Raw genomic sequence first — 24,059 nt, 5'->3', positions numbered from 1 at the left:
ACAAAAAGCTTGTCGCAAAGATTAGCGACAAGCATTGCCGAGGAGTACCTTTGTTAAATTTCTCTGTTTTATTCCACTGTCACTGATAGCTCCTTCACAAGGAGGGTAGGGGAGCCATACCCATTCGGTAGGAAGAAAAGCTCTGAGCTAATTTCTTCGATAGCATTTAAGAAATCAAAGAGGTTTCCGGCTATTGTCAATTGCTTCACGGGTGATGCAATTTTGCCATCTTGAATATGGAAACCTTTTGCTGCGACTGAAAAATCTCCAGAAACCGTATTCGTACCAGAGTGAAGGCCAGATAATTCGGTACTAAGTACTCCTTCAGAGACTAAGGTCATTAACATGTAAATTAATATATATTCTAATGAAGACGTTTTATGATAGGGGCGTTGGTAGGTAGGGAAGATTTTTAATGAACATCTATACGATAATCAAAAATTAATTATAATTTACTGCTTCTATCACCAAACTAATGGAAAATCAGAGGAAGGTGATGGAATGATGCAGCAATATAATATAGGGGATATTGTTTATATTTTTTATCGTCATCCATATTTTCAAGAAGTTGCGAACATACAGGAAGCGGCAGTTGTGAATAATCCGAATCATCCAAATGAACTGGCGCTATTTCTATTTGAGTCATATTATCCGCTAACAAATGATATGTTAATATTTACAAGCGAAATGGCCGCTGAGCAAGCTTATCATCAGTATTTTCATTGATAAAGCTTATATTCAAATGTTTTCAACACGCTAATGAGAGAAAACAAATTATACTTGTTAAATAAGTTTTCTCTCTAAAGCCTATTTTATCACTAGCTGTGATACATAAGGTTCAATATATCTACTATCGATTCCATTTGGTAAATTTAATAGTGAGAAATATTGCATTGTCTCTGATTCTTTATAATCAATTACTAAATCACCTTTAACATTTCTCGTATAATAGACGGCTGTAACGGAGTAGAATTCATCTCCATTAGAAACTTTAAGGTAATATTCTGGACCAGAAAAGATATCTAATAACTTCATGTCCTCTATTATCAAACCTGTTTCCTCTAACACCTCTCTTTTTGCGGTATCTTCTAAGCTTTCTCCTAATTCCATCAAACCACCTGGAAGCCCCCAACCGCCATCATATCTCTTTTGTAACAATAGCTCATTCTCATTATTTAAGATTAATACAACAGCACCTGGCAAGATAATAGGTTGGTGACCAACATATTGACGTAAAAATTTATAGTATTCCATCGTTTCACTCATTTCTAATTGAATAAATTTATCTGTCCTTGTTTTAATTACACAAATACAAGGGATTTCCTCCTTTAAATAGTAATCATGCTGATCTTCATTTACACATTGTCTGTATAATCCCAGTTTTGATGGTAACGCTAAGCCGAGATAGTCATTCAAAAAGGGGAGAATCTATTTGTACTCATTTCAACCGAATTGTTGGTCGGAGCATGATGAACTTAAGGTTGTTATGCTTTGTGCACCTTCAAAATTAGATGTAACAGATTTAACAATAGCTGAAAATGTAGGATGGGACGCTACTGTCAATCATGTGAAAGCAATGGAGAATTTCATGGAATTTAAGACAACGCTAGAAAATGCGAGTGTCGAGGTTATAGATTATTCGAAAGAGCTACCAAATGATATGAAAACAGTTAGTGAGCAGCTTATTAATAGGTACTTTGTACGCGATCTTGCTTGTGTTATAGGAAATAGTATTTTCCTTGGTGAGGCAGGTAGTTCACTAAGACGTCCAGAGTATCCACATGCGCACTCATTATTAGAAAAGTGGTTTCCAGAAAAAAATTTAAAAGTTAAACAACCTTCTACTGCATTAGAATGTGGAGACGTGCTCATTTTAAATAAGGATGCTGTACTTATTAATATTGGAATGAGAACAACGTTAGAGGCTGTTGAAAGTATCAAGAATCGTATCTTCCAAGAAGGATTTTCGGAAATTGCAATCATTGATTTGCCAAGACGCGCCGATACACTTCATTTAGATATGAATTGTAATGTAACAAACGCTAATCTGCTAATAGCTAAAAACTTTATGCGTTATTTTCCTGTACAAGTGTTCACGCCTCAAACAAGTCGTTTCGAAATGACCGAGCAATTTTTAAATCATCATGGCTTTGATATTTACTGGCTTGAAAAATATAATACAATCCCAGATATCAATTTTATCAATCTTAATCCTGAAACACTGTTGATTAGTAAACAAGCAACGAAGCAGCAATGGACGAAGCATCCATTGTTGCAAAAAAAGAACTTAATAGAAATTGAAGTCACAGAGCTTGAAAAAGGCGGTGGTGGCATTCGTTGTATGACATTGCCATTGTTAAGAAAGTAAAGGAGGGTTGATCAAAATGACATCTAAAGGGAGGTTGTCTTGGTGGCAGCTTTCGCTTCTCGGTATAGGTTGTACACTTGGAACAGGATTTTTTCTTGGGACAAGTATGGCCATTCATAAAAGTGGTCCTGCTGTTTTAATTCCTTTTTTGTTAGCGGCGATTGCTACGTACATTGTCTATGATGCTCTTGTTAAGATGTCAGTTGATAATCCAGATAAGGGATCATTTCGTACTTATGCAAAACAAGCTTTTGGAAATTGGGCAGGATTTAGTAATGGCTGGATTTACTTGATTTCTGAGATGCTTATTATGGGCAGTCAATTGATGGCGCTTGGTATTTTCACAAAGCTTTGGTTTCCAATGCTTCCATTATGGATTGCTGCATCCATTTATGCAGCACTTGGATTAGTCGTTATTCTTATGGGCATGAAGGGCTTTGAAAAATTTCAAAATATTTTTGGGGCGTTAAAGGCTGCAGCGGTTGTCATGTTTATAATAGTAGCGGTTGTAGTAATAATAAAAGGAGTTAATACGGAAACTACAACACTCGATGCGCTGTATGCAAATTACGAAGAATTTTTCTCTCAAGGTGTGAAAGGAATTTGGCTCGGACTGCTATACGCCTTTTATGCATTTGGAGGTATTGAGGTTATGGGTTTAATGGTCATTGACTTAAAAAACCCTAAGGAAGCGCCGAAAGCTGGGAAAGTGATGATTATTGCTATTACTGTCATTTTTATAATAGCTATAATGCTTGCATTGGCACTTGTTTTTTGGAAGGACTTTACTATCGAGGAAAGCCCATTTATTACAGCACTTACAAATTATCGCATACCTTTTTTTGCAGATATTTTTAATGGTGTGTTAATTATTGCAGGTTTTTCTACAATGGTAGCCTCTTTATACGCGGTCATAACGATTCTCATTACACTCGCAGAGGATCACGATGCTCCAGCTTCTCTGGCGAAGAAGGGGAAAATGAAAATTCCATTTCCTGCATTTCTTTTTTTAACTAGTGGTTTAATCGTAACGATTGTTATCGGCTTCCTCATGCCAGAAAAGATTTTTGAATATTTGGTGACAGCTGCAGGCTTAATGCTAATTTATAACTGGCTCTTTATATTAGTGACCTATATGAAGCTAATGAAGCTGTCAAAGTGGGAGCATGTGAAGAATGGAATAGGGATGTTACTCATTGCGGTGACAGTGTCTGGAACGTTAGGGGAAAAAACAAGCAGACTCGGTTTTTTCGTGAGCCTGCTTTTTATCATTTTAATAGGGATTGCGACTTGGATTGTAATGAAAAGGCAAAAACAAAGTAAGAAAGCTTAATGTTCTTTGTTTTGTGGAAAAATCAGAGAATTTTGCATACGTAAAAAAGGACATTTCGATGGACTATTATTATCATCACTTAAAAAATACTGCTTCCATTCATTACTTCCTTCTTGCCCATACCATTTTAAATCAGAATGAGCAGGAATATCATCGTACTCGTTAATGCGTTTCCGAATAAGTTTCTTTAATTTTCGACCAAATGCAGTAGAGTCATTTATTTCTTCAAATATCCAGCGTGGCTGGAATGCCATTAATAAAGTAGAGAAATGACGACTCTTTCTTAGTTTGTGTGCGGGTGTTGCACAAGACACAAAATAAGGATCGCCGTTAAAACAAAATTCCCATTCATTATGTGATGGATCGGTTGGGATTTCCTTTGGCCAATCGATTTCATCGAATTTAGTTAAATTGTTTAAAACTGACCAAAATAAATTATTATAATCCGCAACGTCGTATTTATGCATATCATTGGACGTTTTGAAAAAAATGGTATGTGTTGTATAGTTGCCGAATGTTTGACAGTACTTATTGTATTCCTTTAAGCAAAGTGCTAATGTCCTTATCGATTGTTCCTCTCGTGGATCTCCGATAAAACTGTAGCGAAGATGGTTCGATAAGAAACCTTTTCTAGCTGGAATACAGGGAAACGAATTTGCTTCATCTGCAACCATGGCAGCGAAGTCGGTATATGCTGTCTGTTGCCATAATGGAAGTGTTTCAAAATGTTCTTCTATCCACTTCTTGTCTAACACTGCTACTTCCACTTGAGTCTCCTCCTTCTATACATTTTTATATTATTAAATAAAGTGCAGATGAGTGACGATGTATTTGCATACTAAATAGGCTCATTACCATAATGTGTGGTTGATTTCTGTTCCGACTGTGCGCTTTTCCGCTGCCGCTTCGCTTTCGCACAGAGCAAAGCTTCCTGAGGGCGTCCGATGAGCGCCCTGCCACTCCAATCAACCTTCGTTTTTTAACAAAGGTCATTCCTGATTTTTGGTAAAAAGTAAATAAACGGTCTCAGTTTTATTTATCATAGAAAACATGATTAATGATATGATATAGTCCTAATATTTCAATTGTTTAACGTGAAGATTATTTACTAAGTGTTATAAATTAAGAAGTTGAAAAGAATCCAAGAAAGGGTGGTCAGGCATTTGATTTCAACTAATATAAAATTAACAAATCGTATGTTAAGGATTATAAAAAATGCAGAAGAAGAAGCTTCCTCCTCACAACAAAAATTGTTACGACCTATTTATTTCCTGCTTGCTTGTTTCAAAGAAAAAGAGGGTGCACTTGGTGAATTAGTATTAAAATGCACTGTGGATGAAGCGTCTTTAAGAAAATTGGTGAATGAATTTGATCAAAAACCAGAAATGAAAGCTACAAGCCATAGCTTATTTTCTGTTCCAATATCAAATGATGTTTTAACAGTATTGGAACAAGCAATTTGCTATATGCAAAACTATAACCAAGTTTATTTAAATGAAGGTCACTTTCTTAAAGCACTTATAAAGACGAAAATGCTTGAGGAATTCGTTTCAGAAGAGGATACGAAACTGATTTTAAAGCTTGCTACGACTTCGCGGGATATGGTTACTCATCTTCGCCATTACAATTTCCCTGATGCGATTTCTACTAATATTCGTAGAGTCAATCGAGATGATAAGAACAAGCTCATTCATTTTGTAGAAAGTCATTTTTCTCAAGAGTGGTCAGAAACGATTAAGCATGCATTTTTAAATACTACACCTTCCATATATGTAGCTTTTGATAATAAGGGAGATCTTGTCGGATTTGCTGGATTTGACATTTATCAAAATAAAAAATGTTATTTTGGCCCAATGGGTGTAGCAAAAACTAATCGAGTGAAGGGGATAGGATATTCCCTCCTCCATTATTGTTTAAAAGATATGAATGAGATGGGATATGAATATGCAATTATCGGAGGAGCGGGGCCAATCGAGTTTTATGAAAACGCTTGTCATGCTGTTGTCATTCCTGCTACCAATTTTTAAGGAGATAAGAGATGAATATAGTTCAAGCAAGCACTATTTCTCCAGCTATTAGAAAACTACTTTCATTTGCAACTTCGGATAAAAAAGTTCAACAAGAGTATGAAAAATATATACTTTTATCGAATAGGACTTTATATAGCTTCGTAGTTGAGGGTGAAATAGTCGGTTGTATTGGGATAGAACATATTAGTTTATCAGAGTGTGAGATTAAACATATCGCCGTTTTAGTTGGTCAAAGAGGAAAAGGTATTGGCAGTAAAATGATAAATTTTATGGCAAGTAAGTACTCATCAATTGTTGCTGAAACGGATTATGAGGCTGTAGATTTTTATCGTCGCTATGGTTTTTTCATAACTAGCCTTGGGGAGAAATACCCTGGTGTGGAACGCTTTCTATGTCAATATAATAAATAATGAAAAAACCTGCAATGCTTGTCTTATAATGAAAAGCAATGCAGGTTCTTTTTATAATTTTGGATTAAAGACCTTTTCGTCAAGAATGTTTAATGCTTGATGAATGTCCTCTAAATCATTTGTAGATACATGTTTGATAAGCTGTTGAAAGCGATCTTCTATACAGGCAAATGCTTCCTCCATTATTGTTTCTCCATCCTCTGAAAGGCAAACATAGTGCTTTCTTCGATCCTCAGTATCGCTAATTTTTTCAATAAACTTTCTTTCCTGTAGTTTTCGTAATTCACGACTTGTATTAGGTAAGGACATATGCAGACAATCACTAATTTCAGTAGGTGTAACTGGCTGGCTTACTTTTATATATTCTAAAATTTTATATTGTACAGGTGTAATATTATCGATTTTAACGTTTTGAGTTAGTTCGTGCGTTACTTGGTGTACCGCTGCTGTAAATGCCACGAACTGATGAAATAATTGTTTTTTGTCCAAATGGGTTCACCTCTTACTGACAAGATAACAAAAAACTTATCTTAAAACAATTATCATTTGACAACTAAAATTAGATAGTTTACTATTTTGTTATCAAATGATAACTAATGGGGGGGCGCTTAATGAATACATTAATTATTTATACATATCCCAATCATAAAAGTTTGAATTATGCTTTTTTGCAGGAGGTTATTAAGGGTTGTCATGACAATCCTTCCATAAAGGAGACTCAAGTTTTAGATTTATACGAGGAACAATTTAACCCGATTTTAGAATTTCATGAACATAAACGTCGTCGTGATATGTTTCGTGATCCAAAGCTTGAGAAATATCGTGAACAAATTAAGTGGGCTGATAAAATCATTTTTGTTTATCCGATATGGTGGGGAAGACCACCTGCAATGCTGTTAGGTTATATTGATCAATTGTTTGCGGCCAATTTTGCTTATAAAGATAAAAAAGGGCTATTTCCTGAGGGGCTTTTAAAGGGAAAATCAGTAGTGTGTATTTCAACAATGAAGGGGCCAACAAAATATCCACTCTTATGGCTGAATAATGCGCATAAAATATTAATGAAAAGAGCGTTATTTAATTTTGTTGGCATTAAACAAGTGAAGTTTTTTGAGTTTGGCAATATGGAAAGTAAGAAGGGGAGACAAAGAAAAAAACTCGAAAAAGTTTATCAATATTTTAGAAAAGTAGCTTACTAGTGCATCTGCCTAATAGACTCGTGCAAACGAAGTAGGAATCTCCTATTCGTTTGCACGAGTCATATTAATTTCTAGTGGCAGTGTTACAAAAAATGTTGTAAATTCAGCAAGCTTGCTTTCAACAGTAATTGTACCGTTATGCATATCGACGATTTTCTTGACAATAGATAGTCCTAAGCCACTTCCACCATTCTCAGCTGTCCTCGATTGATCCGCCTTATAAAATCGTTCGAATATATGATTTTGTTGTTCTTCTGTTAAACCAATTCCATTATCATGAATGGCAATAGTAATCGTATCTATTTGCTTCGTCATAGATATTGTAATAATGCCAGCAGCTGGCGTGAATTTAATGCTGTTGCTTAATAAATTCATCCATACTTGATTCATTAAGTCCTCATCCGCCATTATCGAAATGTTTTCAAGTTGAAGATCCATGTCGATATTTTTAGCTAGCCAATTTGGCTCTAGCGTTAATACGACGTTGCGCAGTTGCTTATCGAGCCGGTAATGACTTGGCTCGAAGGGGTGATGTTGTGATTCTAATGAAGTAAGCTTTAGTAAATTGTCACTTATTTTTGATAGTCGATTACTTTCCATCTCAATGATTGCTAAATAATGCTGTCGCTTATCCTCTGGTAGGTCAATGTTTTTCAATGCTTTAGCAAAGCCATTAATTGAAGTTAGAGGTGACTGAATTTCATGCGATACATTCGAGATAAATTCTTGGCGCATTCTTTCCATTTCACCTAACTCAACCGCCATATGGTTGATGCCATGTATTAATTGACCAAATTGATCTTCGTCATCTGCTTTAAGATCTAATTTGACAGTAAAATCGCCTTTAGCAATCCGACTTAATGCATCTACAATCGTATTCCAATAGTTCCGTTGTTTTTTTAGCCCAATTAAAAAGGTGATGATAACAGTGCAAGCAAAAAGAACAAAAACACCGATTACGGTCCATAATTGGAGCAAGAAACCTTGTGGATGCTTGCCTAACCAATCATAAATCCAGGACGTTATGTGGTAGGAAATAAAAGCAAATACGATGCTAATGGTAAGAAGAAGCATTAAAATTAAAAAAAGCTTTAAACTATTTTTTAATCTTTTCATGAAACAAGTTCCAATCGATAGCCTAGGCCTCTAATTGTACGAATAACAAATCCACTTGTATCTTGTGGGAAACGTTGACGAAGTCTTTTAATGTGAACATCAACAGTACGTTCATCACCTTCATAGTCATAACCCCAAATTTCTTCGATTAACTGTTCACGGGAAAAAGTTTTTCCAGCATAGCTTGCTAATGTAAATAATAGTTCAAATTCCTTTAAACGAAGTGTTAAAGATTTACCGTTATACAAGACTTCATGTGTATTACGATTTAACTTAATATTGCCGGCCTCCACAAGTTGAGAAAGGGAGATTTGGTATCTTTTAAGTATTGATTTCACACGAACAATCAGCTCTGCTGGCTCAAATGGTTTAACAAGATAATCATCTGTTCCAAGATTAAAACCTTTTACCTTTTGTGAAGTTTCTCCCTTTGCAGTTAACATCAAAATCGGTAGATTATCATTAAATGAACGTATTTCTTCGCATAATTCCCAGCCATCCATATTTGGCATCATAATATCCATAATAATCATATCCACCTTATCAGAATCCAATTTGGACAGTGCATCCACACCGTCCGTAGCTTCAATTACTTCTAAACCTTCATTTTGTAAAAATATCTTTATCAATTCTCGAATATGGGCGTCATCATCTACAACTAATAATTTTGTCATGCTAACAAATCCCTTCATTAATCCTCTTTAATACGTAATTGTTGTTTGGCAAACTCTCGGTACATATCATGCGTCTCAAATAAAGTCTCATGTGTGCCACTGCCTGTAATATGTCCTTTCTCTACAAAAAGGATTTGGTCTGCATCTACTACTGTTGAAAGGCGGTGTGCAATGACAAGCGTTGTTCTACCTTGCATTAAATTATCCAATGCTTTTTGAACATAGATTTCCGAATTACTATCTAGACTAGATGTTGCTTCATCTAGCATTAATATTTGAGGGTCGCGTAAAAGTGCTCTGGCGATCGAAATTCGTTGTCGTTGACCGCCAGAAAGCTTAATGCCGCGTTCTCCAACTTCTGTATCGAATTGTTCTGGTAGTTCATTAATAAATTGATCAGCATAGGCCATTTTGGCAACTTTTTCAAGCTCTTCATCCTGCACCTCTCTGTCAATACCGTAGCAAATATTTTCGCGAATCGTACCTGACAGCAGTGCACTCTCCTGAGCAACATAACCGATTTGGCTTCTCCAAGAATGTAGGGAGTACGTGTTGATAGGGGTTTCTCCGAGTGTAATACTTCCGTTAGTAGGTTGATAATATCTTTCTAACAGAGAAAATGTTGTTGTTTTTCCTCCACCACTAGGCCCGACGATAGCCGTAACTTTACCAGGTTCAATTGTAAAATTAATATTCGATAAAATCAGTTCTTCTCCATAAGCAAAGTCAACGTTTTTTACATAAATCGGCTGATTTACTTTTTCTAATGTTTTTCCTTCGAAAATATTCTCTTCTTCATGCTCAAGTAAAGCACTGATTCGCTCTGTAGCACCCATTGCTTTTTGAAGCTGTGTAAAGAACATCGTTAATTGAGTCATCGGCATAATAATTTGGATTAAATATAAAATAAATGCTACCATGTCGCCAGCTGTAAGTTCTCCTGAAGAAACTCGTACACCACCATAACCAATAATGGCTACAAGGACTGACATTAATACAAACGAAATTAATGGTGAAATAAGTGCATGGATTTTTGCTTCTTTTAAGCCAAACGTAAAGAGGTTTGTAATGCCCTTTTTGCCACGCTCATATTCAATATTTTCGGCATTTGAAGCTTTTACTAATCGTGTTTCAGGTAAAACTTGATTGAGCACGGACGTAAATTTTGCTGTCTCATCTTGCATTCCTTTTGAAATGACAAACATACGTCTTCCTAGAAGCATTAAAATAACCATAGCAAGCGGAACAGCAATTAGCATCACTAATGTCATTTTCCAATCTAAGATTAATAGAATGATGATGGAGCCAATAATGGAAATAACACCAGATAAACAGTTTGCAAGGTGTTCTGTAATAAGCTCCTTAACGACAGCTGTGTCATTCGTAACACGACTTAATGTTTCACCTGTATCGTTCTCATCATAATAAGGGATAGGTAAATGAAGAAGCTTTCTCCAAAGTTGATCGCGTAATTTCGCGACAACATGATGTCCGACACGATTTAAATAATAGATTGAAAGTCCACTCGCGATAGCTTGCGCGATAAAAGCAATGCCTAATATAATAATTTGCCAATAATCAAGTGATTCTAATGAAAAGCCATCGACTAATTTTTTTGTGAATAACGGAACGATAAAGCCAACGCCTGTAGTCGCTAAGCTCATAATTAATGAAATAATTAAAAGCCACATCGGTGGCTCAGCCTGTCTGACTAAGCGAACAAAGCGTCGCCAATCCTTCGTTTTAGTAGTATCTTTTAATGTCTCTTGCAACGTTAAAATCTCCCTTCAATTTCTTCAACTAAAATATGAATCCTTTATGTTTCTTACTATAACATGACTTTATGAACTGAATATGAAATGAGGTGGGATAATAAGGAAAAAGGTTACTCGAAATTCTGAGTAACCTTTTGTGTGTTCATGATGTACTTATAAGAGCATTTTAAAACACTCATTTTATTAAACTATTAACCAGTAAAATCCTCCTTATAGTTACTAAGAAATAATAGCAGTATTCACCCCGCACTAACTCCCCTTAAATGATTAAGTGTCACTTTATCCCGCATTAACGGGCAGTAGGACTCCCCTATTAAAGTTCAGCGCAAGATAAGAAGTAAGATATAAGATAAACTGCCCGTAAAAGCCCGATTGGTGAAGACTAATAATCAGTGGGTGAAAGAAACCCCACTGATTAAGTGTCACTTTACCCCGCATTAACGGGCAGTAGGACTCCCCTATTAAAGTTCAGCGCAACGATAAGAAGTAAGGTATAAGATAAACTGCCCGTAAAAGCCCGATTGGTGAAGACTAATAATCAGTGGGGGGAAAGAAACCCCACTGATTAAGTTTCACTTTATCCCGCATTAACGGGCAGTAGGACTCCCCTATTAAAGTTCAGCGCAACGATAAGAAGTAAGGTATAAGATAAACTGCCCGTAAAAGCCCGATTGGTGATGACTAATAATCAGTGGGGGGAAAGAAACCCCACTGATTAAGTTTCACTTTATTTGCTGGTGCTTCTGATTACCAATTTTAATTTGAATGAGGATCATGGCAATGACGATGACCAACATACCAATAATTGCGGCTGTAAAACTGCCTGTATAATCTCGGACAAGACCAACAAAAAATGGGCCAAGTGCGGCAAAAATGAAGCCGACCGATTGAGTCATAGCTGCTAAAATACTTGCTTCCTTAATGTTTTTAGCTTCATCAATTGGTAATGTTAATCCTAATGAGAATAAGCCACCTGCACCTATGCCAATGAAAAGACTACTGAGCCAAGGGTTTACGGAAAATAGAAGCATGGATAGACCGATTAATTCTAACAATGAACAACCAACTAACCATACAGCTCTATGTTGAAAACGATTATTTAAAATCGGTACAAAAAAAGTTGCAGGCATTTGGGCAACCGTTAATAGTGTCAACATCATGCCAGCCTGTTGTTTACTATAACCCATATCTTCTACTATAGGTGGCAACCAGGCCATGATTGTATAAAACATGAAAGCCATTAAGCCAAAAAAAGCAGTTAATAACCAAGCTTTTTGATCTGTAAAAAGTTTCTTTAAATTATTATCAGAACCTGAAGCGTCTGAGCCAGTGTTAGTGAATGGCTCTTTCTCAATTGGTTTCCACCAAAAGAAAACAGCGATGATAGCAAGAATAGCCCATGATGCAGCAGATGCTTGCCATGTATGAAAAAGGGCGCTTAAAGGTAAGGAAAGCCCTGAGCCAAGTGAAGCTCCTACAACTAATGCTAACGAATAAATACCAACAATACGAGAAGGATTCGTGAAATTTTGTTTAATAAAGCCTGATAGTAAAGGTCCTGCAATAGCGATACCAATACCAGCAAGAAAGGCTGTTAGTAGCATCACCCATGCAGAGTAGGCAAAAAATCTTGCAGCTGTTGCCAGCCCAATAAGAATAAGTGAGTAAGCAATGGCTCGTTCGATGCTAAAGCGATTGGCAAGTTTTATTGCAAATGGTGCAAATAAGCCCATACATAGTACTGCTAGTGATGTTAATAAACTTGCAGTAGCGGCGCTCATTTGTAATGACTCTCGTATGGTTCCTAACAAAGGCGAAACGGAAGTTATCACGGGTCTTAGATTAAAGGAAGCTAAAATAATAGCGATAATTGGTATAATCGTTCGTTTTACATTCATTCTCTTTCAACTCCATCTATAGCTAATAATAATTACAAATTGAAGTCTATAACAATACAAATGATTGAACAATACTATTATTACTATTATGATGATAGCTACAAACTATGATAGGTAGTGATATAGTGGAAATTCGTCATCTTCATTATTTTATGGCTGTTTGTGAGGAGTTACATTTTACAAAAGCAGCTGAAAAACTTGGTATTTCCCAGCCGACTCTAAGTCAACAAATTCGCGTACTTGAAGACGAGGTTGGTATGCCGCTGTTTGATCGGATTGGCAAAAAAATTGTACTCACTGAGGCAGGCTCAATGCTATTAATTTATGGAACAGAAATATTAGATACGTTGCAAAATGTCAAAGACGCCATTAAAGATTTACAGGATATGAAAAGTGGTCATATACGAATAGGAATTATGCCATCTGATCTAGACTATCGAATTACACAGCTTGTCATCGATTTTCACCAAAAGTTTCCTAAAGTTAAATTAAAGATTATGTCGTCCATCGAAATTGTGCGACAAGTTCTTGAAAATGAAGTTGATATTGGCATTGGTATTAACGTCCTACCAAATGACCGACTCGTTACGATTCCTTTATGTAGGGAGCAGTACGTGCTAACTGTATCGAAAGAGCATCCAATAGCAAATCGAGAAAGCATAGATATAGCAGAGTTGAAAAATCTACCAGTGATAATGTATCCAGAAGGTTTTTTTGGGCGTGAAATTGTGGAGGACACTGTAAAAAAACATGGTTTTCAATTAAATTCTGTGCTAGAGACATCTTCAGTTACGTCGATTATTAATCTTGTTAAAGCGAATATAGGTGCAACTGTACAGCCCTATCCGTTAATAATAGAGATGAATGATCCTACCTTGCATATCATACACATTCAGGACGACGCACCAAGCCGTAGTTTATCGATTATTTATCGAGTAGATCGTTATGTAAGTCAAGCAACAAAAGCTTTAATTGAACAAATTGAAGTTTATTTCCAAGGCTAGTCCGAAAGTGGGCTAGCTTTTTCTATTGTTTTGAATAGTGAATGCTCTAGGAAAATGAAAAATAAATAAAAAATGTGTTCCTTTTTTTGGATAGGTACCATATTATAATATAAACCGACAGTCGGTCTATTAATATAAACATCTCTTGCTTTTCATAAAATAGTCACCATGTTGACATTTTAAAAGTCGTTACGTATTATTTAGTAAACATGGTGACTAAATAGAGAGGTGTTCCATATGGATTTAAATCAATTATTAAAAGAATTACATTTCATGCAGCAAAGTTATGCGACATTGTTTTCAGTAGTCAATAAAGTTCAAATAAAAGGAGATGAATATTTAGATATATTAACTTCGAGACAGCATATGGCTCTTATTGCCATTGCCCATTTACCAGTAGAAAATACAACACTTGTAAATATCGCTAAAAAGCTTGGTACAACTAAGCAGACTGCGAATAAGTTAATAACGAGTCTTGCGAAAAAAGGATATGTCCAAACGATACCAAGTAAATTAGATAAAAGAGCCATCAATGTCGAGATTACTTCAGAGGGAAAAATAGCATTAATTGCTTGTTCGGAAAAATCTACTTACTTTTTAGCAGATATCTTTAAAGACTTTACAACTGAGGAAATTGAAACATTGTGGAAGCTATTGCAAAAGCTATATCGTTTTGATGGTGAGGAACTTGATGGATATGAAAAAACAGTAAATATGGAGGTAGAGGAACCAGAACAGATTTCGGACTTCCAAGAGAGAGTATTAGCGGAGTTATTCAAACGACGATATGGAGATGAAGAACGCCATGATTAAAGGAGACACATCATTTTTTTATACTCAAAAAACAAAAGATGCTGAGCAAAAGTTAAAAGAAAAAATCCCACTTATGAAACGGAAAATAAAGAAATCTGCGTATGACATTAAGGAAAAACTTCGTCGGAATTCAAAAATTAGTCGTACTGGAAATTATGTCTCCATTATTACGGAGATCTTATTACTAATAATGTCTTGGAGTTCGCAAATTGAGTGGCTCATTTGGTTAAGTTCGATAAGTATTGTTAGTAATGTCTTTCTTCTTACAATATAAAACTATTCTACACTTTCAAAAAGGTCATGAATGTTAAAGAAAGGGGTCTAATGAATGGAATCACAGATAAAAAGAAAAAGCTTTTCAAAAGATTTTAACCTGATGGTGATTGGGCAAATTATTTCTATTTTAGGTTCTGCACTTTTAAGGTTTGCCTTATCACTTTATGTATTGGATATTACAGGACGTGCAGATCTTTTTGCAGTACTGTTTGCGATATCAAGCGTTCCAATATTATTAGCACCGCTTGGAGGAGCCATTGCTGACAGGTTCAATCGACGCAATTTAATGGTGATTTTCGATTTTGCGAGTAGCATAATTGTGTTTGTTTTCTTTGCAATGCTAGCGATTGGTAATAGTTCTGTTTTGCTTATTGGTGTTGTGATGGTACTGCTTTCCCTTGTTAGTGCTATGTATGCACCTGCAGTGATGGCCAGTATTCCGGTTCTTGTAGAAGAGGAAAAGCTTGAGCAAGCTAATGGAATTGTTAATGGTATTCAAGCATTGTCTAATGTAGCTGCTCCTGTATTAGGTGGAATACTATACGGTTTGATTGGCTTAGAAGTGCTAGTTGTGGTGAGTGGTGTGTTCTTTTTCCTTTCGGCCATATTAGAGATGTTTATTCATATTCCATTTCTGCAACGAGAGCAGAACGGTCATATTATTCCGACGCTGGTAAATGATTTAAAAGAGGGCTTTAGTTATGTTGTGAAGCAATCTTTTATCTTCAAATGTATGATTTTAGCGGCATTATTAAATTTATTATTAACACCGCTGTTTGTCGTAGGTGTACCGATTATTCTCCGTGTTACAATGCAAAGTAGTGATACATTGTACGGAGTAGGGATGGGGTTAATCGATTTTGCTACGATCTTAGGAGCTTTATCTATGGGGTATTTTGCAAAAAAAATGGGTATCACTAATTTGTATAGTTGGATTTTCATTACTGCTTTATTGATTGTCCCGATGGCTGTAGCCGTTACGCCTCTGCTGCTGAATATGGGCTATTATCCATCTTATATTTTATTTGTTTTGAGCGCACTTTTAATCGCTATGATTATGACAATCATCTCCATTTATGTTATTACGCTTGTACAAAAAGAAACCCCAAATGAAAACTTAGGGAAGGTCATGGCTATTATCATTGCCATTTCACAATGTATGGCACCAATTGGACAAATAGTGTATGGCTTATTATTCGAAGCATTTAGTGTTAAAGTCTATGTTCCTATTTTAATGATATGTATTGCCATGGTAGTGATGGCAATTGCCACAAAAAGGATTTTGCGATTTGAAAAGAGCGAGGCAGCAAATTGATTCTCGCTATCCACCTTTTCTTTGAGATTTTTAATATGTATTCCTTATTAAGGAGCTTCACTTGAACAAGCGATGAATGATATAGGGGAGCAAATAAAGGGCATTCATGAATAAAAAAATCGCAGTAAAATCAAATTTATAAATCTTGATTTACTGCGGTTTTATTTTGTACAATTCTTACTAAAAAATAGTTTTCGACTTATGCCTCGGCTTTAGATTTGCAGCATTAAAACCATCTTCTCCGATGCCTAGGTGATATTCTTTGTCGTGTTTGGAACTCAGCAGACGAGTGGGGTGGCTGAGGGATACGTTCAATATTAGAAACTTTATGATGTTCTGAGTGTTCTTCTTTTGAAAAAATGATATTTTTAGTATTGTTCAAAAATGGTGTAGATAGCTGATTATATTCCACATTGTCTTCTATATAAGCTGATTCAGTAGAGTGAGTAATATTTTGAGTACTAGTTAAGAAAGGAATAGTTTGCGGATTAAATTCGATATCGTCTTCTAAATATGTTGTTTGTAAAGAAGAGGAAGAGTTTTCTACTATTTCTTCTGTCGGAGTATTGTTTTGAATGGTATTAAGGAGCGGTACGGTGTGTTCATTATTACCTGTAACAATAGGAGAGTCGTTTTGACTTTGTACTGATGAATGCTCTATTTCATGTGGGATTTCAGCATGTGGCTGTTGCACAGGGTGAACGTCCTTCATAACGAGTATTGGTCTCATCATATCATGATCTTCATGCTCTAGGAAATGGCAATGCCACATATAGTGGCCCACATGATCTTTCCAATGCATAATAATTTTTGTCATCTTCCCAGCTTCCGCTTTTACAGTATCCTTCCAACCTTGCTCATAGTCATGGGGTTCTTCAGGTGGACCTATAAATGTAAGTTTGCCTTCATTTTGATATAGCTCCCTATCGAAAGGGCGTCGTTCTAGTATTTTAAATTGAATTAAATGTAGATGAATAGGGTGATCAAACGGTGTAGCGTTAATAAAATTCCATATTTCTATACTATCAAGTGCAGGCTTTTCAGTAGCAGGGTCATGATACATACGATTATTTAATAATAACATTGGTCGACCAAAATTATCTGTTGTAGCTGTTAAGGGTAAATGTCTTTCGATATGTGCATCGTGTGCATGTAAATCCATTGATGTAGCAAGTCTTTCTGGAATTTCACTAGTATCCTCACACAGTAGAGGAAGACACACTTTAAACTGCATGATGACGCTTGTATGTTCATCAATAAAATCCTCATCAGAGTTAACTAACGTTATTTCTTGACCTTCGCATTTTGAAAAATCAACAATGACATCTGTTCGTTCTGCCGGCAATAACTCAACAGATTGAATTTCATGAGGGGCTGATAAAAAACCTCCATCTGTTCCGATTTGTATCATATGATCTCCATTTGAAAGGCTAATGAGATAACCTCTTCTATTGGAGCCATTGAGAAAACGAAATCTATATTTACGAGGTTCGACATTTAAATAAGGCCAAACCTTCCCATTTACGACGATGGTATTACCAACAAATCCAGGTGTAATAGATGGATGTACTGGGACTGGGAATGGTGGTTCATCAGGATAGAATAGAGAGCCATCCTCATTAAACGATTTATCTTGAATTAAGATGGGATACTCATAGTCACCACAAGGTAAGTTAGAACGTTCTTCTAGTGAATCCCGAAGTAAATAAAAGCCCGCTAATCCCGCATACACATTTAAACGAGTAAGCGCCATTGCATGATCATGATACCACAGTGTTGTGCCAGGTTGATGATTAGTGTATTCGTGTATTTCTTTATTGAACTTTGGGCCTGTTTGCGCATAATCTCTTGTATACCATGCCTCGGGATGTCCGTCACTTTCCCAATCGACATTTGCGCCATGTAAATGAGTAACAGTTCTTACTTCCTGGGAATCGTTTGCCGCATGAAGTGTAAAATCGATTGGTAAAAAGTGCTTTAAGGGCAATTGATTTTTATATCTAACATAAATGCTCTTGTCTTTTTTAGCTTCAATAGTTGGTCCGGGATAAAGCCCGTTATAGCCCCAAATAATTGATTTTGGGAAATCGTTGTGGAAACAATGCTCTGCTTGCATCATTTTAAGTTCATAATAATCTTTTCTTTGTTGCCCTTTATAGTATTTTGGTTTAGCGGTCACCGGTTTTGGTAGTTCATTCACAAATTTTGGTATTGTTGTTGGATCGGTAGGATTAACTTCTTTAGTCAAAACATCACGTCCCTTTATTAATTCTTAAAATTGCTAATTACCTCATAATATGGGTAAAAATAATGGGCGACAAGGACAATAATGGAGATAATTTTGCGAATAAAAAAATACTGATACTTAAGCATCAGCAGGAGTTCGATATTCCAAGCAAAGAAAGGGTGTTTGAGCAACTAAAAAAAAATTTCAAAATCCAGTTGAGCAAGTAGATTGTAAGTGGTATGCGCTAAATCAGGACGCAGTGCGAACTGTATTATATATGAATTAGCGATGGTTCAAAGCTATAATTTTACTTTCTATTTGCAATGGTGAATAGGAATTTTTACATTAAAAAGATTACCTTTTATTAAGGCTGAACGAAAAAGAGAAAAATTGCTACCCGAATCATTTGAAAACGGTATGTTATCAACGTACAATATATGAAATTAAGAAACACGACAGCACAAAATTGTTGTATAATGTTGTGGTATGAGGAAAGAAAGCAGGTTGACAAAAATGGAAAGCAAAATGAATGTATACGCAGTTATAAACATGCAAAAGCATCAGGCATTCGTGTTAAAGAATAAGCTAGATGTGAAACATAAGGAGAATATATGAAAAACTGGTTGATTTTCATTGCTGTCTTTATGGTTTCGTTGTCACTTGTCATTAGTATTTTAGTACTCTGGAAAGCCGAGGCTCCATTCGATTCAATTGAAGAACAGGCTGAACAGTTGGCACTTGATGCCAAAGCCCTCGCAATTGTCTCGGAGTCCTACACATATAATGGCAAACATTCGTATGTCACTGTGTTCGGGGTAGATGAATATGGTGATAAAAAAGCTGTCTTTGTTCCGACGAATCTAAAAGCTGATTCGATTAAGGATGTATCTTTAAAAGATGGTATTACGGAAAAGGAAGCATTATCGGTTTTAAAAAAGGAAGGAAATGTACAAAAAGTCCTCAATGTGAAATTAGGCTATGAGGAGCCAGGTGCTGTTTGGGAAATTTCATATCTAAACGATCACGATAAGCTCAACTATGTCTATATTATGTTTAAGGACGGCGACTGGTGGAAGCGCATTACGAATTTATAAGAGGAGTAGATCCCGAATGAAAAATTTATTAGCAAACCGTGTAAAAACTTTAACACCATCTTCAACTTTAGCCATTACTGCAAAAGCGAAGGAGTTAAAAGAGCAAGGTATTGATGTTATTGGCCTAGGCGCTGGTGAACCAGACTTCAACACGCCACAAAATATTTTAAATGCTGCCATTGACTCAATGGAAAAAGGCTTAACAAAATATACACCTGCTGGCGGTCTTCCGGTACTCAAGAAAGCTATTATCGATAAACTTCAACGCGACAACAATCTTACATACAAGCCGAATGAAGTAATTGTAGGTGTTGGGGCAAAACATATTCTTTACACTTTATTCCAAGTTATTTTAAACGAGGGCGATGAAGTTATTATTCCGATTCCTTATTGGGTATCTTATCCAGAGCAAGTTAAATTAGCAGGCGGTGTACCAGTTTATGTGGAAGGCACACGTGAGCAAGGCTATAAAATTACTGCTGATCAATTAAGAGCTGCTGTGACAGATAAAACAAAAGCAGTAATTATAAACTCTCCTAGCAATCCAACAGGTATGATTTATTCCCGCGAAGAGCTAGCTGAAATTGCTGCAGTTGCAGAAGAAAAAGATATTTTAATCGTGTCAGATGAAATTTATGAAAAGCTTGTATACAATGGTATTGAGCATTTTTCAATTGCACAGCTATCTGATGCAGTGAAAGCACGTACAATCGTTGTAAACGGTGTTGCCAAATCTCACTCTATGACAGGCTGGCGTATCGGGTATGCTGCAGGGGATGCGGACATTATTAAACCAATGACTGACCTTGCATCACACTCTACTTCGAACGCAACAACAACTGCACAATATGCAACAGTGGAAGCCTATAATGGATCACAAGACGCTGTAGAAGAAATGCGTCAAGCATTCGAAGCACGTCTTGAAAAAATTTATCCACAGTTAAGTGCAATTCCTGGCTTCAACGTATTAAAACCACAAGGTGCATTCTACTTATTACCAGATGTAGCAGAAGCTATGGCTCATACTGGCTATGATTCTGTAGATGCATTCGCTGCGGATATTTTAACAGAAGCAAACGTAGCAGTGATCCCAGGTTCTGGCTTTGGTGCACCAACTACAATGCGATTATCTTATGCTACATCTTTAGACTTATTAGAAGAGGCAGTCCGTCGAATTGATACATTTGTAAAATCAAAATGGCAAGACTAATCCTTTTAACCAATTTTGGAGGATTTCTATGAAAAAAATTATGATTCAAGATATGCCAAAGCATATCGGCGAAACAATCAAGCTAGGTGCTTGGTTATCTAACAAACGTTCAAGTGGTAAAATTGCCTTTTTACAACTTCGTGATGGTTCTGGCTTTGTACAGGGCGTTGTTGTAAAAGAAGAAGTAGGCGAAGAAATTTTTGCAATTGCAAAAGGTATGTCTCAAGAAACTTCCATGTACATTACAGGTGAGGTTAAAGCAGATGAGCGTTCAAGCTTTGGTTGTGAGCTTGTTGTAACGGGTATTGAAGTACTACATGCTGCAACTGATTTTCCGATTACGCCAAAAGAGCACGGTCCTGAGTTTTTAATGGATAACCGTCACTTATGGTTACGTTCTCGTAAGCAACATGCGATCATGAAAATTCGTAATGAAATTATTCGCGCAACTTATGAGTTCCTTAACAACAAAGGCTTTACAAAAATGGATCCACCAATTTTAACGGGTTCAGCACCTGAAGGTACATCTGAGCTATTCCATACAAAATATTTTGATGAAGATGCATTCCTTTCTCAATCTGGTCAGCTTTACCTGGAAGCGGCTGCGATGGCTTTAGGTAAAGTATTCTCATTCGGTCCAACATTCCGTGCTGAAAAATCTAAAACACGTCGTCACTTAATCGAGTTTTGGATGATTGAGTTGGAAATGGCATTTGCTGAATTTGAAGAAAACTTAGAAGTACAAGAACAATACGTGGAGCATATTGTGCAATCTGTTCTGGCAAATTGCAAATTAGATTTAGAGCGACTTGGTCGTGATACGTCTAAACTTGAAAATATTAAAGCGCCATTCCCGCGTATTTCTTATGACGATGCTGTAAAATTATTGCACGAACAAGGATTTGATGATATTAAATGGGGCGATGATTTCGGTGCACCACATGAAACGGCAATTGCTAATTCATTTGACAAACCTGTATTCATCACTTGCTACCCAGTAGGCATTAAACCATTCTACATGCAACCACATCCTGACAGAGATGATGTAGTATTATGTGCAGATTTAATTGCACCTGAAGGTTATGGTGAAATCATTGGTGGTTCTGAGCGTATCCATGACTTTGATTTATTACAATCTCGTCTTGAAGAACATCATTTATCTTTAGACGCTTATGCATGGTATTTAGAGTTACGTAAACAAGGTTCTGTACCACATTCAGGCTTCGGTCTAGGGTTAGAACGTACAGTAGCATGGATTTCTGGCACGGAGCACATTCGTGAAACAATCCCATTCCCACGTTTACTAAACCGCTTATATCCATAAGCTATAACTAGTTTGTTTTAGGTTTTGAAAGTGTAAAATTAAAAAAAGTCGCGTAGTGATATGTCTACGCGGCTTTTCTACTTAAGATGGAAAAGGAGTCAAGTATCATATGAGCGCAAATAATAATAGACTCCGTACATGGACTGAGCAGAGAATGATTCAAATTCCTCAGCTTTTTTTTCAGTTTTATAAGGAGTTAAAAATTGAGGATGATGAGGCATTGATTGTTATGCATTTACTTGCATTCTACACGGAGGGTAATGATTTTCCAACGCCTAATGATCTAATGAATCGTCTAACAATGCCTAGCAGTGATATTACTTCACATCTACAGCGATTAATGCAAAAGGGTTTCCTTGAAATAACAAGTGACGTCGACGCAAATGGCAAACTATATGAAAAATACTCGGTATACCCACTTTGGGAGCGTATTATGCAGATTATTGAAATGAAGGAACAGCAAAAATCAGCAGCATCACTCCGACAAGAAGAGGGTGAGATTTTTCGATTATTTGAAGAGGAAATGGGACGTCTTTTATCTCCTTTAGAACTAGAAAAAATAGGGTCTTGGTTAGATGACGATAAGCATAGTCCTGCGCTTATTAAAGAGGCGTTGAAGGAGGCTGTATTTGCTGGCAAGTTAAGTATTCGTTATATTGATCGAATACTACTGGAGTGGAAAAAGAAAAATATTACGACACCACAGGCTGCGCAGAAACAAAGCGAGCAGTTCCGTGAAAAGCAAACATTTAAAAGACCGTCAGTTCGTACAATGCAGCAAGAATCGCAGTCGACAAATAAGGTACCATTTTATAATTGGTTAGAAGAAAGAGAATAGGGGGGCTTCCGACATGTTAACAAAAAAACAATGGGAACATTGTCTAGCAGAAATGGATCGTATGTTCCCTGATGCACATTGTGAGCTGGTGCATGACAATCCGTTTGAACTTACTATTGCTACGCTATTATCTGCACAGTGTACGGATGTACTTGTAAACAAAGTAACGAAAACATTGTTTCAAAAATATAAAAAGCCTGAAGATTATTTAGCTGTACCTTTAGAGGAGCTGCAACAGGATATTCGCTCCATCGGCTTGTATCGAAATAAGGCGAAGAACATTCAAGCATTATGTCAACGACTATTAGAGGAATACGGGGGAGAAATACCAGCAAATCGTGAAGGACTAGTTACGTTGCCGGGTGTTGGTCGAAAGACGGCTAATGTCGTGTTGTCTGTAGCTTTTGATATTCCTGCACTTGCAGTGGATACACATGTGGAGCGCGTGTCTAAACGATTAGGCCTTTGTCGCTGGAAGGATTCAGTATTAGAAGTCGAAGAAACAATTATGAAAAAAACACCGATGGACAAGTGGTCGAAAACACATCATCAGCTAATTTTCTTCGGTCGTTACCATTGTAAGGCTCAAAATCCTGGCTGTCACACATGCCCTTTATTTGATGATTGTAGAGAAGGGCAAAAGCGTTTGAAAAAAGGGCTGGTGAAGGAATCGTGAATATAGAGGCAATCGCAAAAGAAAAAATAGATGCTTGGTTTGCAGATTGGACGGAACTTGAAGCCAAAATTCATGCAGCACATGATGCAAGGAATGGTGAAGCAAAAGGATTGATGGAAGAGGCCATTGTATTGTTTGAGCGTTTAGTGCAGGAAGCAGGGGATGAAGTATTACCCATTAACGGTGTCGAACGACTAAACTTTATAAAAGCAAAGCCTAGCCAATATGCTTGTTATCGTCAGCTTGATGAATTATATAAGGAAACAAAAAAACGAACAGCGCGACTACGTTTGCAGGCTACCAAAATTGATAGAAACTAAAATTGTTCCGATAAAATCATATTATGTTTCGATAAATCTTCAAAGTATTCCTATAAAAATGAGCTCATCAGCATGAGTAATAAAAGTTTTGCCGAATAATCATACTTTATTTAATCTCTAACAACAATAAAGCAGAGTAGCGTTAAGCTACTCTGCTTT

General features: G+C 36.5%; 25 protein-coding genes. 16 read left to right on the top strand and 9 right to left on the bottom strand.

Annotated elements, in window-relative coordinates:
- Nucleotides 1-68: 68 nt before the first annotated feature.
- Nucleotides 69-347 carry a metallopeptidase TldD-related protein gene (locus ACVYAD_RS04665; protein WP_476424904.1) on the bottom strand — a complete coding sequence of 93 codons (279 nt, stop codon included), beginning with the start codon at nt 345-347 and terminating at the stop codon, nt 69-71.
- Between the two features lie 154 nt (nt 348-501).
- Here ACVYAD_RS04665 and ACVYAD_RS04660 point away from each other — a divergent pair, with 154 nt between their 5' ends.
- Nucleotides 502-726, top strand: coding sequence for a transcriptional regulator SplA domain-containing protein (locus ACVYAD_RS04660; protein ID WP_476424902.1), 225 nt, complete (start codon nt 502-504; stop codon nt 724-726).
- A gap of 81 nt (nt 727-807) precedes the next feature.
- Here the strand turns inward: ACVYAD_RS04660 and ACVYAD_RS04655 are convergent, their stop codons facing one another.
- Entirely contained in the window at nt 808-1,416 is a 609-nt protein-coding gene (locus tag ACVYAD_RS04655) for an NUDIX hydrolase (RefSeq protein ID WP_476424901.1), read from the bottom strand.
- Between the two features lie 16 nt (nt 1,417-1,432).
- Between ACVYAD_RS04655 and ACVYAD_RS04650 the strand changes: the two genes are divergently transcribed.
- The gene (locus ACVYAD_RS04650; RefSeq protein WP_476424899.1) at nt 1,433-2,368 is read left to right on the top strand and encodes an arginine deiminase family protein; all 936 of its coding nucleotides are present in this window, start codon (nt 1,433-1,435) and stop codon (nt 2,366-2,368) included.
- Nucleotides 2,369-2,384: 16 nt separating this feature from the next.
- Complete coding sequence (locus ACVYAD_RS04645; RefSeq protein WP_476424898.1) at nt 2,385-3,701, top strand: amino acid permease; 1,317 nt, start codon at nt 2,385-2,387, stop codon at nt 3,699-3,701.
- On the opposite strand, the gene ACVYAD_RS04640 is transcribed toward ACVYAD_RS04645, so the two are convergent.
- Complete coding sequence (locus ACVYAD_RS04640; protein ID WP_476424896.1) at nt 3,698-4,468, bottom strand: YqcI/YcgG family protein; 771 nt, start codon at nt 4,466-4,468, stop codon at nt 3,698-3,700. The genes ACVYAD_RS04645 and ACVYAD_RS04640 overlap by 4 nt on opposite strands.
- Before the next feature lie 396 nt (nt 4,469-4,864).
- On the opposite strand from ACVYAD_RS04640, the gene ACVYAD_RS04635 reads away from it, so the two are divergent.
- A complete protein-coding gene (locus ACVYAD_RS04635) occupies nt 4,865-5,728 on the top strand; it encodes a GNAT family N-acetyltransferase (RefSeq protein ID WP_476424895.1) in 864 nt (287 codons plus the stop codon).
- Nucleotides 5,729-5,739: 11 nt separating this feature from the next.
- A complete protein-coding gene (locus tag ACVYAD_RS04630; protein WP_476424894.1) occupies nt 5,740-6,141 on the top strand; it encodes a GNAT family N-acetyltransferase in 402 nt (133 codons plus the stop codon).
- 51 nt (nt 6,142-6,192) lie between these two features.
- Here the strand turns inward: ACVYAD_RS04630 and ACVYAD_RS04625 are convergent, their stop codons facing one another.
- On the bottom strand, nt 6,193-6,630 hold the full coding sequence (locus ACVYAD_RS04625; RefSeq protein ID WP_476424893.1) for a MarR family winged helix-turn-helix transcriptional regulator: 438 nt from the start codon (nt 6,628-6,630) through the stop codon (nt 6,193-6,195).
- 122 nt (nt 6,631-6,752) lie between these two features.
- Here ACVYAD_RS04625 and ACVYAD_RS04620 point away from each other — a divergent pair, with 122 nt between their 5' ends.
- Nucleotides 6,753-7,340: an NAD(P)H-dependent oxidoreductase gene (locus ACVYAD_RS04620; protein WP_386827931.1), complete on the top strand. Its 588-nt coding sequence runs from the start codon at nt 6,753-6,755 to the stop codon at nt 7,338-7,340.
- Nucleotides 7,341-7,382: 42 nt separating this feature from the next.
- Here ACVYAD_RS04620 and ACVYAD_RS04615 read toward each other — a convergent pair whose 3' ends face one another.
- The 4 genes from ACVYAD_RS04615 to ACVYAD_RS04600 form a co-directional block, all read right to left on the bottom strand.
- Entirely contained in the window at nt 7,383-8,456 is a 1,074-nt protein-coding gene (locus ACVYAD_RS04615) for a HAMP domain-containing sensor histidine kinase (RefSeq protein ID WP_476424892.1), read from the bottom strand.
- Complete coding sequence (locus ACVYAD_RS04610) at nt 8,453-9,130, bottom strand: response regulator transcription factor (RefSeq protein WP_349660769.1); 678 nt, start codon at nt 9,128-9,130, stop codon at nt 8,453-8,455. The genes ACVYAD_RS04615 and ACVYAD_RS04610 overlap by 4 nt, the downstream gene beginning before the upstream one ends.
- A 17-nt stretch (nt 9,131-9,147) precedes the next feature.
- A complete protein-coding gene (locus ACVYAD_RS04605) occupies nt 9,148-10,902 on the bottom strand; it encodes an ABC transporter ATP-binding protein (RefSeq protein WP_476424891.1) in 1,755 nt (584 codons plus the stop codon).
- A 725-nt stretch (nt 10,903-11,627) separates the two neighbouring features.
- Entirely contained in the window at nt 11,628-12,803 is a 1,176-nt protein-coding gene (locus ACVYAD_RS04600; RefSeq protein WP_476424890.1) for an MFS transporter, read from the bottom strand.
- A 125-nt stretch (nt 12,804-12,928) separates the two neighbouring features.
- Between ACVYAD_RS04600 and ACVYAD_RS04595 the strand changes: the two genes are divergently transcribed.
- From ACVYAD_RS04595 to ACVYAD_RS04580, 4 genes are all read left to right on the top strand, one after another.
- On the top strand, nt 12,929-13,807 hold the full coding sequence (locus tag ACVYAD_RS04595) for a LysR family transcriptional regulator (protein ID WP_476424889.1): 879 nt from the start codon (nt 12,929-12,931) through the stop codon (nt 13,805-13,807).
- A gap of 237 nt (nt 13,808-14,044) precedes the next feature.
- A complete protein-coding gene (locus ACVYAD_RS04590) occupies nt 14,045-14,620 on the top strand; it encodes a MarR family winged helix-turn-helix transcriptional regulator (RefSeq protein ID WP_476424887.1) in 576 nt (191 codons plus the stop codon).
- Nucleotides 14,613-14,894, top strand: coding sequence for a hypothetical protein (locus ACVYAD_RS04585; protein WP_476424885.1), 282 nt, complete (start codon nt 14,613-14,615; stop codon nt 14,892-14,894). Before ACVYAD_RS04590 ends, ACVYAD_RS04585 begins: the two co-directional genes overlap by 8 nt.
- Nucleotides 14,895-14,948: 54 nt before the next feature.
- Nucleotides 14,949-16,211 (top strand): MFS transporter, encoded by a 1,263-nt coding sequence (locus tag ACVYAD_RS04580; protein ID WP_476424883.1) that lies wholly within the window; start codon nt 14,949-14,951, stop codon nt 16,209-16,211.
- Nucleotides 16,212-16,437: 226 nt separating this feature from the next.
- On the opposite strand, the gene ACVYAD_RS04575 is transcribed toward ACVYAD_RS04580, so the two are convergent.
- On the bottom strand, nt 16,438-18,459 hold the full coding sequence (locus tag ACVYAD_RS04575; RefSeq protein WP_476424881.1) for a multicopper oxidase family protein: 2,022 nt from the start codon (nt 18,457-18,459) through the stop codon (nt 16,438-16,440).
- A gap of 590 nt (nt 18,460-19,049) precedes the next feature.
- On the opposite strand from ACVYAD_RS04575, the gene ACVYAD_RS04570 reads away from it, so the two are divergent.
- The 6 genes from ACVYAD_RS04570 (at nt 19,050) to ACVYAD_RS04545 (ending at nt 23,900) form a co-directional block, all read left to right on the top strand.
- Nucleotides 19,050-19,532 (top strand): cell wall elongation regulator TseB-like domain-containing protein, encoded by a 483-nt coding sequence (locus ACVYAD_RS04570; RefSeq protein WP_476424879.1) that lies wholly within the window; start codon nt 19,050-19,052, stop codon nt 19,530-19,532.
- Between the two features lie 16 nt (nt 19,533-19,548).
- On the top strand, nt 19,549-20,742 hold the full coding sequence (locus tag ACVYAD_RS04565; RefSeq protein ID WP_349660761.1) for a pyridoxal phosphate-dependent aminotransferase: 1,194 nt from the start codon (nt 19,549-19,551) through the stop codon (nt 20,740-20,742).
- A gap of 28 nt (nt 20,743-20,770) precedes the next feature.
- Complete coding sequence (asnS, locus tag ACVYAD_RS04560; RefSeq protein WP_349660760.1) at nt 20,771-22,066, top strand: asparagine--tRNA ligase; 1,296 nt, start codon at nt 20,771-20,773, stop codon at nt 22,064-22,066.
- A gap of 109 nt (nt 22,067-22,175) precedes the next feature.
- On the top strand, nt 22,176-22,904 hold the full coding sequence (locus ACVYAD_RS04555) for a DnaD domain-containing protein (RefSeq protein WP_349660759.1): 729 nt from the start codon (nt 22,176-22,178) through the stop codon (nt 22,902-22,904).
- Nucleotides 22,905-22,917: 13 nt separating this feature from the next.
- The gene (gene nth, locus ACVYAD_RS04550; protein WP_349660758.1) at nt 22,918-23,580 is read left to right on the top strand and encodes an endonuclease III; all 663 of its coding nucleotides are present in this window, start codon (nt 22,918-22,920) and stop codon (nt 23,578-23,580) included.
- A complete protein-coding gene (locus ACVYAD_RS04545) occupies nt 23,577-23,900 on the top strand; it encodes a YpoC family protein (protein WP_476424877.1) in 324 nt (107 codons plus the stop codon). The genes nth and ACVYAD_RS04545 overlap by 4 nt, the downstream gene beginning before the upstream one ends.
- The last annotated feature ends 159 nt before the right edge of the window (nt 23,901-24,059 follow it).

Source organism: Lysinibacillus sp. G1-3, from assembly GCF_056322905.1.
The sequence above is the reverse complement of the archived record's forward strand: the minus strand, read 5'-3'. Positions and strand labels throughout refer to the sequence as shown.

What these genes read in the sequence shown, in the direction of transcription:
- nth (WP_349660758.1), top strand. Translation starts at nt 22,918, where the DNA reads ATGTTAACAAAAAAACAATGGGAACATTGTCTAGCAGAAATGGATCGT.
- ACVYAD_RS04610 (WP_349660769.1), bottom strand. Translation starts at nt 9,130, where the DNA reads ATGACAAAATTATTAGTTGTAGATGATGACGCCCATATTCGAGAATTG.
- ACVYAD_RS04565 (WP_349660761.1), top strand. Translation starts at nt 19,549, where the DNA reads ATGAAAAATTTATTAGCAAACCGTGTAAAAACTTTAACACCATCTTCA.
- asnS (WP_349660760.1), top strand. Translation starts at nt 20,771, where the DNA reads ATGAAAAAAATTATGATTCAAGATATGCCAAAGCATATCGGCGAAACA.
- ACVYAD_RS04665 (WP_476424904.1), bottom strand. Translation starts at nt 347, where the DNA reads ATGTTAATGACCTTAGTCTCTGAAGGAGTACTTAGTACCGAATTATCT.
- ACVYAD_RS04620 (WP_386827931.1), top strand. Translation starts at nt 6,753, where the DNA reads ATGAATACATTAATTATTTATACATATCCCAATCATAAAAGTTTGAAT.
- ACVYAD_RS04580 (WP_476424883.1), top strand. Translation starts at nt 14,949, where the DNA reads ATGGAATCACAGATAAAAAGAAAAAGCTTTTCAAAAGATTTTAACCTG.
- ACVYAD_RS04590 (WP_476424887.1), top strand. Translation starts at nt 14,045, where the DNA reads ATGGATTTAAATCAATTATTAAAAGAATTACATTTCATGCAGCAAAGT.
- ACVYAD_RS04660 (WP_476424902.1), top strand. Translation starts at nt 502, where the DNA reads ATGATGCAGCAATATAATATAGGGGATATTGTTTATATTTTTTATCGT.
- ACVYAD_RS04615 (WP_476424892.1), bottom strand. Translation starts at nt 8,456, where the DNA reads ATGAAAAGATTAAAAAATAGTTTAAAGCTTTTTTTAATTTTAATGCTT.
- ACVYAD_RS04570 (WP_476424879.1), top strand. Translation starts at nt 19,050, where the DNA reads ATGAAAAACTGGTTGATTTTCATTGCTGTCTTTATGGTTTCGTTGTCA.
- ACVYAD_RS04630 (WP_476424894.1), top strand. Translation starts at nt 5,740, where the DNA reads ATGAATATAGTTCAAGCAAGCACTATTTCTCCAGCTATTAGAAAACTA.
- ACVYAD_RS04555 (WP_349660759.1), top strand. Translation starts at nt 22,176, where the DNA reads ATGAGCGCAAATAATAATAGACTCCGTACATGGACTGAGCAGAGAATG.
- ACVYAD_RS04585 (WP_476424885.1), top strand. Translation starts at nt 14,613, where the DNA reads ATGATTAAAGGAGACACATCATTTTTTTATACTCAAAAAACAAAAGAT.
- ACVYAD_RS04645 (WP_476424898.1), top strand. Translation starts at nt 2,385, where the DNA reads ATGACATCTAAAGGGAGGTTGTCTTGGTGGCAGCTTTCGCTTCTCGGT.
- ACVYAD_RS04600 (WP_476424890.1), bottom strand. Translation starts at nt 12,803, where the DNA reads ATGAATGTAAAACGAACGATTATACCAATTATCGCTATTATTTTAGCT.